This is a genomic window from Massilia sp. SYSU DXS3249, assembly GCF_053668055.1.
This window is the reverse complement of record NZ_JBSIPX010000004.1, coordinates 60,578-75,834: the sequence shown is the minus strand read 5'-3', so window position 1 is coordinate 75,834 and position 15,257 is coordinate 60,578. Positions and strand designations below refer to the sequence as shown.

The 15,257-nt window shown below is 58.7% G+C and carries 13 protein-coding genes; 4 read left to right on the top strand and 9 right to left on the bottom strand.

Going from position 1 to position 15,257, the window contains the following annotated elements; translation table 11 throughout:
* Nucleotides 1-386 precede the first annotated feature (386 nt).
* On the top strand, nucleotides 387-1,004 hold the full coding sequence (locus tag ACWCIA_RS06530) for a cation transporter (RefSeq protein ID WP_454161787.1): 618 nt from the start codon (nucleotides 387-389) through the stop codon (nucleotides 1,002-1,004).
* Between the two features lie 104 nt (nucleotides 1,005-1,108).
* Here the strand turns inward: ACWCIA_RS06530 and ACWCIA_RS06525 are convergent, their stop codons facing one another.
* The 7 genes from ACWCIA_RS06525 to ACWCIA_RS06495 all read right to left on the bottom strand — a co-directional run bounded on the left by ACWCIA_RS06525 (nucleotide 1,109) and on the right by ACWCIA_RS06495 (nucleotide 10,046).
* Nucleotides 1,109-1,471 carry a CzcE family metal-binding protein gene (locus ACWCIA_RS06525; RefSeq protein WP_454161786.1) on the bottom strand — a complete coding sequence of 121 codons (363 nt, stop codon included), beginning with the start codon at nucleotides 1,469-1,471 and terminating at the stop codon, nucleotides 1,109-1,111.
* A 334-nt stretch (nucleotides 1,472-1,805) separates the two neighbouring features.
* Entirely contained in the window at nucleotides 1,806-2,048 is a 243-nt protein-coding gene (locus tag ACWCIA_RS06520; protein ID WP_454161785.1) for a hypothetical protein, read from the bottom strand.
* 270 nt (nucleotides 2,049-2,318) lie between these two features.
* Nucleotides 2,319-2,822 (bottom strand): signal peptidase II, encoded by a 504-nt coding sequence (gene lspA / locus ACWCIA_RS06515; RefSeq protein WP_454161784.1) that lies wholly within the window; start codon nucleotides 2,820-2,822, stop codon nucleotides 2,319-2,321.
* A gap of 25 nt (nucleotides 2,823-2,847) precedes the next feature.
* Nucleotides 2,848-4,284, bottom strand: a complete 1,437-nt coding sequence (gene lpdA, locus ACWCIA_RS06510) for a dihydrolipoyl dehydrogenase (RefSeq protein ID WP_454161783.1) — start codon at nucleotides 4,282-4,284, stop codon at nucleotides 2,848-2,850.
* Between the two features lie 48 nt (nucleotides 4,285-4,332).
* Nucleotides 4,333-7,518: an efflux RND transporter permease subunit gene (locus tag ACWCIA_RS06505; RefSeq protein ID WP_454161782.1), complete on the bottom strand. Its 3,186-nt coding sequence runs from the start codon at nucleotides 7,516-7,518 to the stop codon at nucleotides 4,333-4,335.
* 36 nt (nucleotides 7,519-7,554) lie between these two features.
* On the bottom strand, nucleotides 7,555-8,799 hold the full coding sequence (locus ACWCIA_RS06500) for an efflux RND transporter periplasmic adaptor subunit (protein ID WP_454161781.1): 1,245 nt from the start codon (nucleotides 8,797-8,799) through the stop codon (nucleotides 7,555-7,557).
* Nucleotides 8,800-8,801: 2 nt separating this feature from the next.
* On the bottom strand, nucleotides 8,802-10,046 hold the full coding sequence (locus ACWCIA_RS06495) for a TolC family protein (protein WP_454161780.1): 1,245 nt from the start codon (nucleotides 10,044-10,046) through the stop codon (nucleotides 8,802-8,804).
* A 68-nt stretch (nucleotides 10,047-10,114) separates the two neighbouring features.
* Between ACWCIA_RS06495 and ACWCIA_RS06490 the strand changes: the two genes are divergently transcribed.
* Nucleotides 10,115-10,528 carry a MerR family transcriptional regulator gene (locus ACWCIA_RS06490; RefSeq protein WP_454161779.1) on the top strand — a complete coding sequence of 138 codons (414 nt, stop codon included), beginning with the start codon at nucleotides 10,115-10,117 and terminating at the stop codon, nucleotides 10,526-10,528.
* A 101-nt stretch (nucleotides 10,529-10,629) separates the two neighbouring features.
* Nucleotides 10,630-11,697 (top strand): cation transporter, encoded by a 1,068-nt coding sequence (locus tag ACWCIA_RS06485; protein ID WP_454162073.1) that lies wholly within the window; start codon nucleotides 10,630-10,632, stop codon nucleotides 11,695-11,697.
* A 275-nt stretch (nucleotides 11,698-11,972) separates the two neighbouring features.
* On the opposite strand, the gene ACWCIA_RS06480 is transcribed toward ACWCIA_RS06485, so the two are convergent.
* Together ACWCIA_RS06480 and ACWCIA_RS06475 are read right to left on the bottom strand one after the other, a co-directional pair.
* Nucleotides 11,973-13,130 (bottom strand): acyltransferase family protein, encoded by a 1,158-nt coding sequence (locus ACWCIA_RS06480; protein ID WP_454161778.1) that lies wholly within the window; start codon nucleotides 13,128-13,130, stop codon nucleotides 11,973-11,975.
* A gap of 170 nt (nucleotides 13,131-13,300) precedes the next feature.
* Nucleotides 13,301-13,561: a helix-turn-helix domain-containing protein gene (locus ACWCIA_RS06475; protein ID WP_454161777.1), complete on the bottom strand. Its 261-nt coding sequence runs from the start codon at nucleotides 13,559-13,561 to the stop codon at nucleotides 13,301-13,303.
* 105 nt (nucleotides 13,562-13,666) lie between these two features.
* On the opposite strand from ACWCIA_RS06475, the gene ACWCIA_RS06470 reads away from it, so the two are divergent.
* Nucleotides 13,667-14,848, top strand: coding sequence for a hypothetical protein (locus ACWCIA_RS06470; protein WP_454161776.1), 1,182 nt, complete (start codon nucleotides 13,667-13,669; stop codon nucleotides 14,846-14,848).
* Nucleotides 14,849-15,257 lie beyond the last annotated feature (409 nt).

Here is a 15,257-nt window from a genome sequence, read left to right as displayed (position 1 = left end):
GGATGTGCTGATCCAAGGGTGGGGCCGAACAGCAAAACCGGCTGGGTGACCGAATTTTATACGGCAGAGAGACTAATGGCGAACCGCCCTGGCTGCCTGGCAAATCTCAGCGACACCGACATTGCCGGCCATCGGTACGCGCTAATTTCAGTTCCTCATCTACGGTCATACAGATATGTAAGCGCCTTGGTACCTGACTCAATCGAGGTTGAGCTTCACGATAAGGTCGAGATATTCCCGCCCTTATGCAAGGATGGGGCGTTACCGCAAGTGGTGCAGGTGCTGAAGCATTCCCGCAAAAAACAATAACCCAATCCGGCAAGAACGGTGAGCGCCCCTGCCGATTGGGCCACGCGTACTTCCTTTGAACCTTTTACGGAGAGCGAATGAAGGACAGTATCAACGATAGCCCTGACGAACCAAGCCTTGACGCTGCCAACGAACGCGATCGCAGCATCCTGTGGAAAGTCTTATTGATCAATCTGGGGCAGTGCCTGGCTGGCGTTGTGGGGGGCACCTGGGCATCCTCAACCGCGGTGATCGGCGCTGGCCTCGACAACCTGGGGGACGCCGCCGTCTACGGTGTGAGCCTGTACGCTGTCGGCAGGTCCGATGCGATCAAGACACGTGCAGCCCAGTTGTCCGGATGGCTCCTCATTGGATTTGCCTGTCTATTGTTGATCGAGGTTGTCCGTCGCTTCCTCGGCGGTGAAGCCCCGTTGGGACCTGCCATGATGGGGATGGCTGCTGCAAATGCATTTCTTAATATTTATTGCATCCGGCTTTTGAAGCAGCATCGCGGCCAGGACATCAATTTCAAAGCTTCCGCTATCTTTACGAATAACGATTCGATCGTCAATGGCGCGATCGTGCTGTCGGGCGCGTTAGTGATGTGGACAAAATCTAACCTTCCCGATCTGCTGCTGGGAACAGTGGTTTCGTTCATTGCTGCAAAAGGAGGATACGAAATCCTTTCGGAGGCGAAAGAAGCCCGACCAAAGTAGCGGCATACGTCCTGTTCATAAGAAAGAAGGATATTCTCGAGGTTCGATGCCGCGTGCGGCATCGAACGACAAATGGTGATCTCTACAATCACCGATAGCAGAGCTTAATTAGCGTACATCGAATTTTCCTTAACATAAATCATTACCTTGGTTGCGTTGGGGAGGATGTCTGCCAGGGGAATATTCGGCATGCCGAGGGTATCGAACGTCCAGGTAACGCTTCTTGGGCCGTCCACGATACGGACAGTCTCGAGTCGCTCGACATGGATCGGTCTAGGCTTCCCAGGCATTACTGTGATAACACGCTCGGGCGCCCCATTGGAGGGGTATCCGAACGGCGCTACTATTCCTGTCTTCGCTTTCTCCGTGATCTCTGCAGGCACCTGTCCCGCGTTGGCCACGGCTCCAAATGGCACGAGTACGCATGCGAGGAGCGCGGCGAATACGCAATTAATGTAAGTCTTCATCGAATTTTCCAGTTGAAAGTAAGGTTTGTTGAATGCACTGGCTCTCGACATGGCTGTTCCTTAGCCGCCAAGGTCGTGAGCAAGGCATGTATACACGCAATGGATTTAGCTAGCAAATATGTTGAATGCCTGTTTGGCTGCTCGAATCAAGTCCGCCCCTACGTCGCTTCGTGCCATCATCGCGTCGCCTGATTCGCCGAGGAGAGGAAATTGCTACGGTTCGTCCATGAACCGTACAACTGTGCTTCGGCTTGCCGAAACGATGGCTTGATTTGTCGAGTGATGGAGTTCACCACCAAGCGCAGGCTGTATTTGCCGGCTGGGATGATCGGCACTACTTTGGACGAATCAAGCCGCCGAGGATCGGAGATTGATAATTCAGTTGATTGGGACTGGCAGGAAAGGAGTGCGACTGCTCTGACCACCTGAGCGTCGAAAGACCGCTGTCGAGCGGCTGCAGGTCGCAGGCCGAGACACAAGCCGCGCTGCAAACGGATTCGAGCGGCGATTTAAGTGGACTGTCGGCATCGCTCATTTCTGATAGCGCTGCGGCAACCGGCATGTCGTCGGAAATCACGCACCATCCTGCCGCCCAGCCAGACTGTAACGGCAAAAGCGCAAGCAATATAATCAGAAATAGGCGCTTCATGTAGTTGCTGACTGCCTGATCACAGAAGAGAACACTGGAGGATGGTAAATTTTACAACACCCACTGGACGAAAACATGCGTCCCGATTTGTTGTAGATCTGATTAGCTTTGTTCTGTCGACGCCGGGCCGTGGCCCTGTTCAGACCTGTCGCCGCAGCGTCGGCGCACCACACTGGCCGGGCCGCAGCAGCCGGCAGACTATCGGGTCTTGTCGCTCACCGGAGCTTCCGCTCGGCCACCAAACAGTGCGTGCAACACGATTACCGCCGCGCCCAGCGTGATGCCGATATCGGCGATGTTAAAGGCTGGCCAGTGATGCACCCCTACATACACATCGATCCAGTCGACTACGCCCAACCGCGCGGTGCGGTCAACGAGATTGCCGACCGCTCCACCAAGGATCATCGCCAGACCGACCCTTTCTGCGGAGCCCGTTTCCGGCTTCCTGATCAACCAAACAATCAGGATCGACGCGAGTACAGCGACCACGATGAACAGGTAGCGTTGCCACCCGCCAGCCGTGGCGAGTAGCCCGAAGGCTGCGCCCTGGTTGATCACATGGACGATGTTCAAGGACGGTAACAATTCGATCTGCTGGCCGTAGGCCAGCCGCTCCACGATCGCGGCCTTGGTGACCAGGTCAGCAGTGGCGATCAACCCGGCGAACACGACGGCAGCGAGGGGTTTCAAAGGTTTGGTCACTATGTAATTCCTTCAAAGTTCACGATCAGAGGTTGAGCGCGCGTTTGTCGACAGCGAGCGCGGCTTCCCTGATTGCTTCATACAAAGTCGGGTGCGCATGGCAGATCCGGGCAATGTCTTCCGAAGATGCCGAAAACTCGAGCGCCATTGCCGCTTCGCCGATCATTTCCGACGCGAGCGAACTGACGATATGCACGCCCAGCACAAGGTCCGACTGGGCGTCGGCCAGGACTTTGACGAACCCCTGTGCGTCGCCATGGCCCAATGCGCGGCCGTTGGCCGAGAAGGGAAACTGTCCCGACTTGAATGCGCGGCCTTCGCGTGCCAGTTCCTGCTCCGTCTTGCCAACCCACGCGGCTTCCGGGCTCGTATAGATGATGAAGGGGATGGCGCCGTAATTCACATGCCCCGATTGCCCTGCGATGATCTCGGCGACCATGATCCCCTCTTCCTCAGCCTTGTGTGCAAGCATTGGCCCGCGCACGACGTCACCAATGGCGAACAGGTTTGGCAATGTCGTCCGGCAGTGTTCATCGACCGGAACATAGCCCCGCTGGTCAAGCTCCAGGCCAATTGCCTCGATTCCCAAGCCATCCGTATTCGGCACTCGCCCGATCGCCACGATCACTTTGTCGCAAGCGAGCTCCTTGGAGACGCCGGCACGGTCTCGATACGAAATATGCGCCCCGTCGCCGCCGAGTGCGATGCTGTCGATGGCCACGCCGAGGTCGAATTTCAGCCCTTGGCCAGACATCAACTTGAGCATTTCCTTGGACACGGCGGTGTCGCAACCCGGCAAGAAGTCCGGCATGGCGTCGAGCAGGGTGACATCCGCACCCAGGCGCCGCCACACTGATCCCAGCTCAAGGCCGATCACGCCGGCGCCAACCACGCACAGGCGTTTCGGCACTTCGCGGAAATCGAGTGCGCCGGCGTTGTCGCAGATGATCGAATTGTCGATCCGGGTGCCCGGCAGCTGGCGCGGCTGCGATCCGGTGGCGATGATCACGTTACGTGCGCTGATCTGCTGCACCGAACCCTCGGCCGAGACCTCTAGGGAGTACACCCCGTCCTGCATCCCGACGAAGCGGGCCCGCGCCTTGATAAAGTCGACCTTGTTCTTCTTGAACAGGTATTCGATCCCCTTGGCCATTTTCGTGACCACCCCGTCCTTCCGGTGGATCATCTTGTCGATGTCGATCGCCGCGCCGCCGGTGGTAATACCATGCTCGGCGGTATGGTGCACGACCTGTTCGTACAGGTGGCTCGACGCGAGCAATGCCTTCGATGGGATGCATCCCACGTTCAGGCAGGTTCCTCCGGGGCGCGGCTGGCCGTCGGGGGCAGCGTAAGGGTTCGATTCGATGCAGGCGACGGACAAGCCGAGTTGTCCGGCGCGGATTGCGGCGATGTACCCACCGGAACCCGCGCCAACGATGACCAGGTCGTATTGCATTTTCATGTGGTTCCTTCCAATGTCCGAGTCGTTGCGTTCACTCTACCGGATTGTTCAAATTCCCTCCGCCACGCTCTCCGCGGGGCGGGCGAAGCGCTGGTAAAGCGTCGGCAGCACGAAGAGCGTCAGGATCGTGGCGGAAATCAGGCCCCCGATGACGACCGTGGCCAACGGACGCTGCACCTCGGCGCCGGCGCCGGTTGCCAGTGCCATGGGGACGAAGCCCAGCGACGCGACCAGTGCCGTCATCAGGACAGGGCGCAGGCGCCGCAACGCACCTTCACGTACCGCTTGCGCCCAGGGGAGCTCCTTCGCGAGGTCGTCGATCGAGCCCACCATCACCAGTCCATTGAGGACGGCAACCCCGGACAATGCGATGAATCCGACGGCTGCGGAAATCGAGAATGGCAGGCCACGCAGCCAGAGTGCGGCAATACCGCCAATCAGGGCCAGGGGCACGCCCGTGAACACGACCGCAGCCGAGCGCCAGGATCCGACGGCGGAATACAGCAACACGACGATGAGCGCGAAGCAGGCCGGCACAACGACCGCCAGGCGCATCCGCGCACGCTCGAGGTTCTCGAACTGTCCGCCCCAGGTAATCCATGCACCGGCCGGCAGTCGCACGTCGGCGTTGATGCGTTCGCGCGCTTCGCCGACCACGCCTGCGATGTCCCGTCCGCGCACGTTGGCTTGAACGACCACCCGGCGCTTGCCGTCCTCGCGGCTGATCTGGTTCGGTCCCTTGGCCGTCTGCAGCGTGGCCACCGATCCCAGTGGCACGAAGCTGCCGCCCGGGGTCAGCACAGGCAACAGGCGCAGGGCCTCGACATCGTTCCGGGTCTTCTCGCCCAGTTTCACCACGACGTCGAAACGCCTGTCTCCCTCGTAGATCGACCCGGCCTCCCGTCCCGCGACGGCTGCCGCCAGGGTGTCGTGCACGTCCTGGGCGGTCAGCCCGACGCGGGCCATGGCGTCGCGGTCAAGCCGGACATCGAGCAGCGGAAGCCCCTGCACCTGCTCTACACGAACGTCTTCCGCGCCCTCGACCGCCCGCAGCTTGCTTGCGATCTGCTCGGCGGTCTGGATCATGGCGTCGAAATCGTCGCCATAGACTTTGATCGCGATGTCGCCCCGCACGCCTGCCAGCAGCTCGTTGAAGCGCATCTGGATGGGTTGGGTCAGCTCGTAGTTCTGGCCCGGGATGCCTGCAACCGTTTTCTCGATCTTTTCCACAAGTTCTGCCTTGCTCATCCCGGGTTCCGGCCATTCCGAACGGTCTTTTACGATGACAAAGGTGTCGGTGATATTCGGCGGCATCGGGTCGGCGGCCAGTTCAGCCGTACCCGTTCGGGAGAAGACCAGCTTTACCTCGGGCAGTTTTCCGACAGCTTTCTCGACAGCGAACTGCATGGCCTGGCTCTGGTCCAGCGACGTGCCGGGAATGCGGGCTACCTGCAGCAGCACATCCTTCTCGTCCAGGGTCGGGAGAAATTCCTGGCCAAGCGTCGTGAACAAACCAAGCGCGCCTGCGAAACCAGCGGCCGCCAGCACGCCGGTGAGCTTGGGCTTGGCGAGCGCACGGTCCAGCCAGGGCGCGTAGGACGACGACACGGCCTTGACAAGCCTGTTTTCCTTTTCGTCGACATGGCGCGAAAGCCAGAGCGCGATCGCAGCCGGAACGAAGGTGAGCGAGAGGACGAATGCGAAGACCAGGGCCAGGATCACCGTGACCGCCATCGGTGCGAACATCCGCCCTTCCACTCCCTGGAACGTCAACAGGGGAACGTAGACGAGAATGATGATCGCCTGGCCGTAGACGCTCGGCCGGATCATCTCACGCGCGGCGGCGGCAACCGTATCGAGACGCTCTGCTTTGGTAAGTATCCTGCCGGTCTGATGCTGGCGTTCGGCGATGCGGCGAAGGGCGTTCTCCACGATGATCACGGCGCCGTCGACAATCAGGCCGAAGTCCAGCGCGCCCAGGCTCATCAGGTTCGCCGAAAGCCCTGCCTCGAGCATGCCTGCCGAGGTCATCAGCATGGTGACCGGAATTACGGCCGCGGCGATCAGTGCCGCGCGCAGGTTTCCGAGAAGCGCGAACAGCACCGCAATCACCAGAAGCGCGCCTTCGGTCAGATTGGTTGCCACGGTCTTGATGGTGGCATCGACCAGCCGAGTGCGGTCGAGGACTGGCCTGATCAGCAAATCCGGCGGCAGGGATCGTGCGATTTCCTTCAGTCGGAGATCCACGGCCGCCGCGACCGTACGGCTGTTCTCGCCGATGCGCATCACGGCAGTACCGACGACGACCTCCTGGCCGCCTTCTGACGCCGAGCCGAACCTTACTTCCTGCCCCATGCCAACCGTAGCGACGTGCGACACCAGCACTGGCGTGCCGTTGCGGGTAGTAATGACGGTTTTCGCCAGTTCTTCGGTCGACGTGATGCGCGCATCGGCCTTGACCGTAAGCGCCTCTCCGTTCTGGATGACGACGCCGGCGCCGGCGCTCGTGTTGTTGCGTTCGAGCGCCTCGCCCAGCATCGTGAGGCTGATGCCCAGGGCCGCGAGCCGTTGCGGATCCGGCGTGACCACATACTGCTTGACGTAGCCCCCGATGACGTCGACGCCCGCCAGGCCTTCGGTATTCTTGAGCTGCGGTGCGACGATCCAGTCCTGCACCGTGCGCAGGTAGGTGGCCTTCTCGGCAGCGCTGCGCAGCACTTCTCCTTCCGGGGTGATATAGCTGCCATCTGCCTGCAGTCCGGCCGTCGAGCCCGCTTTCGCGGCCGGCTTGGAGGCGTACTCCACCGTCCACATGTAGACGTCGCCAAGGCCGGTCGCGATCGGCCCCAGGCTGGCGGTCGCACCCGGAGGCAAGCTGCGCTCGACGGCGCGCAGCCGCTCCGCCATCTGCTGACGCGCAAAGTAGATATCGGTGCCATCCTTGAAGACCGTCGTTACCTGCGCAAATCCATGCCTGGTCAGCGAGCGCGTGGATTCCAGTCCAGGTATGCCGGCGAATGCCGTTTCGATCGGATAGGTGACCTGCCGCTCGACGTCGGCCGGCGCGAGCGCAGGTGCGACGACGTTGATCTGCACCTGCGTGTTGGTAATGTCCGGCACGGCGTCGATCGGCAGGCGCGTCAGCGCAAATGCGCCGAGGATCGACAGCAGGATGGTGGCGATGAGGACGTGCCACCGCCGCGCAACGGAAAAGTTGACGATGCGAGCAATCATGGTTGGGTATCCTTCAGGAGCCGTTGAACGAGGAAATCAGTCATCGTCCCCTGCCTCTCCCTTCCCATGCTCCGCCTTCAGCAGGTAAGTATTGCTGACCGCAATCTGTTCCTTACCGTCGAGGCCGGACATCACTTTGACGTAGCCGGCCGCGTTACCGCCGAGGACAACATGCTTGATCGCGAAGCCTTCTTTCTCCCGGACGAATACGCTCGGCTTGTCCTCGACGGTTTGCACGGCGGTCCTCGGAATCGCTAATTGCGCCCCACCTGCTCCCCCCTCAAGCGCGATCGATGCGTTGACGGTTTCGCCGATGCGCCAGTGTCTCTGTCCATTCGACAGCCGTGCGATCGCACGCACCTGTCGCGTCGCCGGGTCAAGCACACGTGATACGTGAGTAATGCGTCCTGTGCCAGTCCGGCCATCAGTCGACACATCCAAAGCGGTGCCCACGGTGACGCGGGCGGCGTCGTTCGGCGACAACGAAAGCTCGACGGCGAGTTCGTTGAGGTCGGCCACTTCGAACAGGTGCGCGTCCGGCGCCACGATGTCGCCCAAGGCGATTTGCCGTGCCGTGACGTTACCTTTGATCGGCGAGCGCAGCATCAGGCGATTGAGCTGTCCTCCACCTGCGCCTCCTGCCGCAGCGAGCTGCTGCTCGGCCAGGCGCAGACGGGTTCGCGCTTCCAGGGAAGCATTACGCGCAATCTCGAATTCCTGACGTGAGGTGACTTTTTCCCCGTACAGGCGCTCTTCGCGAGCGAAGGTAGCCTGAGCGAGCTCGTGCTGCCGCTTGGCGATTTCGACATCGGCCCTGAGCTGGGCCACGTCCCGGCTCTCGATCACAGCGAGTACATCGCCGCGCGCGACTGAGTCGCCAAGGTTGCGTCGGATCTCGACTACCCGGCCGCCGACGGAACTGGAAACAACGGCCGCATGCCTGGGGTCGGCCGCGATCACTGCCGGCGCCTCGACCGCGCCGGCGAAGGACTGGCGAACCGGCATGACCTCGATTCCTGCAGCTTTGATTTGCTGGTCTGACAGCGTAACGAAGTCTTCCCTGGCTTCGGACTCGCCTTCCTTCTCGGCAGCTTCGCCTCGCTCCCCGGCCTCGTGTTCAGGTCGGCCTTTTTCTTCCTTCTCTTCCTTGTCGCCCTTTTCGCTCGACGCTTTCTCGCTTTGCTCTGCGGCTTCTTTGGAATTAGCTGGCTCTTGTTTGGGGGAACATGCGCCCAACAGGATCATCGCGGCGCACAGGCCGGATCGAAATACCGCTTGCATGGTCAATCCTTATAAATTGGAGAGTTGGAACCTTGTAGCCGGGCGAGACGTGCCCGGGCTGTGTGAAGTGCGGCGAGAGCGTCGACCGACGTTTCGCGCGTTTCGGCCAATGAGCGCTCGGCTTCGATCAATTCGAGCTGCGGGAATTTTCCCTCGGCATAGCCGATCCTCGCGATGCGCGCCGCTTCCTCTGCGGCGGCGAGCGCGGGGCCATTGGCTGCGCGTGCAGCTGCCAGTGCGTCAGCTACCTCGGCTTCCGCTAGCGCCGTGGATTGCTCGAGTTCCAGTGCGACGGCGCGGCGCGCGGCGGAAGCGCGGTCGTATTCCGCGCGGGAGCGTGCGATCGCAGCCGTGCCCGGATTGAATAATGGCAGCGGGACCGACAGCGCAAGAACAGCCGCCTTCTCGGACGATTCGCCATAGCGTCGCATGCCGGCGGTCAGCGTCACATCGGGAATCCGGTCGCGCCTGGCGGCGTCGACGCGGGCGTTCGCAGCCGTCAGCTCGGCCTCCGCAGCGGCAAGCGCCAGGCTCGAGACTGCCGGCTGCCCAAGCACCGCCGCGTCGGTTCGTTCGAACCAGGTCGATGCGATCGCAACCGGCGTCGGGCTGCCTGTCAGTCGCGCAATCGTTGCGCCGGCAAGCCGGGCGGCGCGTAGTGCCTTGTCCAGCCGAACTTCTGCGTTAATACGCAACACATCGGCCCGCTGCTCTTCAATAGGCGACGCCTTGCCGACGCGTACCCGTTCGCGCGCAGCATGGTGGGCTCGTTCGGCCAGCGCATGGCTGGCTTTCGCGATCTCCACGTACCTCTCGCTGGCGGCAAGGGTAACGAAGGCTTCGGTAATCTGAAGGGTCAGGTCTGCTTGAGCGACCTGCGTGCCGATTCGTGCCGCGCTACGCTCGGCTTCTGCCACGCGCACCCTCGCGCCCCGCTTGCCGCCCAGCTCCATTGGCATTGATAGCGACAATGTCTTCTCGCCTCCGCCAAAACCGGCGTAGCGTCCCGAGCCCAGTACATTTTCGGCCTCGACGGACAGTGTCGGATTCGGTCTGAGGGAGGACAGCCCTACATTGGCATCTGCCGCGCGCAATGCTGCATCGGCACTCTGCAATTGTGGCGCCTGGCTGCGGGCCCTGGCGATGGCTTCAGCGAGTGTGAGCGCCGTGCCTTCAGCCATGGCAGGCCCTGAAGTAAATATGACCAGCAGTGCCGCAGAAACAGAACACTTAATCTTGGTGCGCATGATTGATTTGGCTTGACGGATTAATAAATGACCTTTATAAACCTTAAAGCCACTTCAAGGTCAAGCACATGTCACAAACTTTCACGATAGGTCAGCTGTCCGAGGCTGCGCAGACTCCTGCAGCCACCATCCGCTATTACGAAAAAATCGGGTTGCTCGAGTCGCCTTCCCGGTCAGGCAGCAACTATCGGCTGTACGCAAGCGAAGATGTGGCCCGGCTGACGTTCGTTCGCCGCGCACGGGAGATCGGTTTCACAATCGATCAGGTAAGAAGCCTGCTGGCCTTTTCCGACCAGGGTGACGGTGACTGCTGTGCCGTGACTGCGCTGACCGAGCGACATCTGGCAGAGGTTGAGGAAAAGATCAGGGACCTCAACCTGTTGAAGGAACATCTTTCTCGCCTGCTGGCTTCATGCCGCGGCGGGAGATTTGCCGAATGCCGGATCATTGACGCTCTGACGCCGCCACATGAGGTTTCGTAGATTACTCGGCTGAAGCAGCGTCAGTCCCGGGAGCACGCTTGACGTTAAAGCTGCTTGAAGGTTTATCCTTTGTGAATCCAGCGACCAAAAGGCTTAGCGACATGACACAAGATCAAACCAACCTGACGACCCGCCTCGAAACCGAATTGTTTGTTTCCAAAATGGACTGCCCGTCGGAAGAAAATCTGATTCGGATGGCTTTGGGCAAAGTCGACGACATCGACAACATCGCTTTTGACCTCAATACCCGTACTGTCACTGTGCTGCACGAAGGCAAGGCAGATGAACTTGTCGAGGTGCTGCAACCCTTGCGCCTGGGTGTCGAGCTGCGCAGCTCGCGCCCTGTCGAGCGAAAGGCCCGCAGCCAACGCATGCTGAGTACGCTCGGGATTCCGAAGATGGACTGCCCGTCGGAAGAGAACATGATCCGCATGGCACTGGCGGACGTTGGTGGCATCCAATCCCTTACCTTCGATCTCTCGCAACGACAACTCCGTGTTGCGCATACGGGAGAGGTGGATCCCATTTTGGCCAAGCTAGGGCCGCTAAAGCTGGGCGCCCACCTGCTCGGATCCCAACCGGACTCATCCCAGGAGGATCCTGGGGCAGACAAGGCTGGAGACGCATCGGAAGCGAAGACGCTGCGATTGCTTCTTGCGATCAATGCCATCATGTTCGTCGTTGAGCTGGTGTGGGGATTGATTGCAGAATCAACTGGGCTGATAGCTGATTCCCTGGACATGTTTGCCGACGCTGCCGTGTACGGCTTGGCCCTGTATGCCGTCGGCCGGGCAGCGTCGCTGAAGACACGCGCGGCACACCTGGCCGGGTGGCTGCAGCTGGTCCTCGCGCTGGGGGCCTTGAGCGAGGTAGTACGCCGCGCCTTCTTTGGCAGTGAGCCGGAATCGGGACTGATGATGGGTGTGGGCGCCGTAGCACTGGTCGCGAACGTCGCTTGCCTGGTGCTGATCGCGAAAAAACGCGATCGTGGTGCGCACATGAAGGCGAGCTACATCTTCTCTGCAAACGATGTCATTGCAAACATCGGGGTGATTGCTGCAGGGGCCCTCGTCACCTGGACCGGGTCTCCGTATCCAGACCTGATTGTCGGTACTGTCATCGGCGTGATCGTATTAACGGGTGCCCGTCGAATTCTCAAACTGAAATAGCAAGTCCTCTGCCCGGTCCTGCCGAGGTTCTGACACACCGGGTATCGGGATTCCTGACGGGATTCCTGGCGTCTTGATGGAAGAATCGGCCGACAGCTGCTCTCCAGACTAGGGGCAACCACGTAAGGCGCAGCTGATCAACAGCGCGTACTTTTCCGCCGGCTGCCAATGTTCGTCCGGCGTCCGCTCTATCGACGATGTGAGGGCATCGACGAAGGAGCGGCTGGCCGCTGGTTAGCCGTGCACCTTCCTCCAGCGTTCACGGCCCGTCACGATCAGGCACTGGCTGGGCGGCTCCGGAAACGTAGCGTCGCCTTCAGCCATTCCCGGACGTGGTAGGTCCTGGCTTCGAACGGCAGGTGGAACAGGTAGGCGCCGGCGACGAGCCCGACATACAGGAGCAGATACACCAGCAAATGCAGCGGCTGGCTCGGATCGAGTTTGGCGTTGCCAAGGACGGGCACTGCAAGGTGCAGGAACGCTGCCATCAGTGGAATGTGCAGGACATACAGCGTGAACGAGAACTCCGAAAAGAATCGCCCAATGCGGTTGACCCACTCGTTAGCTCGCGTACGTGCCCGCGTGAGCTGCATGCTCGACAGGAAAAGCACGAAGACCAGGCTGAACAGCAGGTACTGGACAAAGCTCTCCACACTGATATCGCTCTTGCCTTTCAGGCGGATAGCCGCAGCGCCGCCGATGAGTCCAAGGAATAAGGCCCAGCGCAGGAACGGGCCGCACTCGATCCGCACGCGCGAGAATGCCGCACCCAGCAGCCAGATCGAGAAGTACAGCAGGATCGCAGTGTCGAGCAGGTACACGATCGCCGCCACCGCCATCAGGATCAGGAATCGGTGCAGCGCGGAACGCGTATGGAACAGCATCACAAGCAACGGGAACAGCACGTAATACCAGGTCTCGTTCGACAGGCTCCACAACGGGAAATTACCTCCGAACTCAGGCACCAGAATATTTTGCAGTCCAGCCAGGTTTCCGATCAACGCAGTGACAGAATAGGCATTGTCGGGCGCGAACGACAGCTTTGATGGGTCGAGTGCGTTCGTGGCAAGGCCGAACAACAACATGACGCCAAAGGTCGGTATCAGCACGATCCATAACCGGGTCACGCGGTCTATTGCGTAATTCGAGATGGCGTTGTCGGTATCGAGGCGGTTGAGCAGGCTGCCTCCGACCAGCCAGCCGCTGAGCACGAAGAACACGATCACCGCCAGATAAGCGAATCCGCTGGCGAAGGCAAGCGCCTGGAAGGCGAGCGAAGGATCCTGGACGGCGCTGAAGCCGGGGTAGACCTGAGCGCGCAGGTGCGCGGCCGCGACCTGTAGCGCGGCAGCTCCCCGGAGAAGCGAGATGAGCATCGAATGCCACTGGTCTTCGGACAGGTTTGATCGTTGGAGCAAGGTGATCTTCGGCACGGATGGGCCTTTGGGAGAGGTCGCGGTTCATCGCATCCTAAATTACAGGGAAACTTACCTACCTGATAACGAACAAGCTCAGCGGATTTAGCTGTTCTGAAATCGGCGCCCACGATACTGCTGCGCAATGGCTGGCTTCTGCAGCATTGAGCTCAACGAGTTGGTTCCGACTAAGACAAAAGGACTTTGGCTTCAGTTAGCTCAACCAAACGGCTTGGGGCTACCCCGAGTGCAGCTGCGAACCTAAAAATCATCCGAATGGTTGGCTGGTTCACACCTCGCTCAACCATGCTGACAAAAGAGCGATCAACTCCAGCTGCAAGGGCCAACTGTTCTTGCGTTAGGCCCGCTTCTGTACGAACTACTCGCAATACTTTTCCAAATGCTAGCCCAGGATCCAACAGAGATCTCCCAACAAAGGGAGAAAGCATGTCCTTCCGGTATCACTTAGTCTTCGGAGTATACTCAGAATTTACAACTTGACTCATAAAAGTTTCATATAAGAAATTTTTGCCTGTCCGAAAAATTACATCATCATGACCATCGCCCGATCGCTACTTCTTTGCTTTTTTACCAATGATGACTACATCAACGAATTATGCCTAGCGTACTGGTCTCTGAACGAGCATGGAAAATGGTGTTCTAGCTTTGCCCAGCTAACAATACAGACCCGAAAGAGCCGAGCAGCTCTGCATTCCCTCATAAAAGAAAACAGCTCTGCTTATATGCTTTATTTACGTTGCGAAGAATGCGCAAACCCTATACAGGTCACCAGTCGCACGGATTTTGAATCAGTGACGCGAGTAGCGAAAAGAAATAGGCAGTATCGCTGCGACAACTGCGTTAATAGACAAGCAGCAAGACAAAGCAAACCGCCCGAATTGCCCCCCGATCAGGTATCAGAAGCACCTTCTCAAAAGGTTCGTACTGTCATTGATTACAATCAGCTAGATTACAGTAACGCATTTCTGCTATATAGCCTCCTCTCGGCCGCTGGCGAGCAATGGAACAAGAATACGATAGCTCCCATCAGTGCCCAAATCGGAACGCTAGCACCAACACCAAGTCTTACGACTGAAATATATCTCCACCTGCAGAGCGAAAAAATAATCATCCCATCTCCGTCAAGCTGTAATCGTCCGTTTCCTAATATCGGAGACAAGAGCTATCTCACATTTCTACCCAATGACGTAACATGGATACTAGCCCTTGACGAACGCAAAATGACCCCGGCGTCGTTAATGAACGCTCTCGAACTGATCATAGGAAAATTCGATCCTCCATCTGCTTCGGCCCTTTGGTACCTGATTGCAGAGGCGGAGTGTGAACGCTACTTCGGTGAACTTTGTGACCGCTACAGATTTAAAAGGCAGATGCTATACACAGAGAAGGTAGCCGGAGCAATTAGATACTGTCTAGATCGGCTTTCACTGCCTCAGGTATGGAATATTCTATGGTGCACAATGCGAACCGTTGCAGCATTAGTTCAGGAAGGAACTTATTCTCACCCCCATGTCTACAATATGATTTCAACAATTGTCATGCGTGATGTCGATCGCAGGATAGCAAATAATCAACAAATTCGCCCGTGGGGCCGGCTACAACCACACAAGGAATCAGTAATTACGAGCGTCCTTTTCGACAAAGTCTTTCATACCGGCACGGCAGCTTTTGAACAAGTGAATGGTAAGAATTCATCTCTCTACCGGCGGCCGTAGAGCGCCATCCCAAAGTTAGCTAATTCTAATGTCGAGCCAAGAGCGCTAACGATAGATTCAGCGTCACCAATACTCGGTACGCTTGCGACACTTGCAACATTTAGACCCACGTTTCGGCAAGTAGCTTGTAATTCACAACGGAGTTTGCTCAGTGCTAGCTCGAGGGTGACGATGCCCAGGAAGATCAAGCTGGCGTGCCCCGGAAAATTTCAACTTATGCATATGTGGGCCATACAACCGTGTGGGTGTTGTATTTTAACAACGCCAGCCCCGCGCGCGATGTCAAGGTGAAATGTTATACGAAATATTAAACATAACAATCTTGGCACCCAGCTTCGCCATAGGGGGCCACGCGATTTGTTATAGGGTTTGTGGGGGATATAAATTTCCGCTCTCGGTCGCCCAGCAT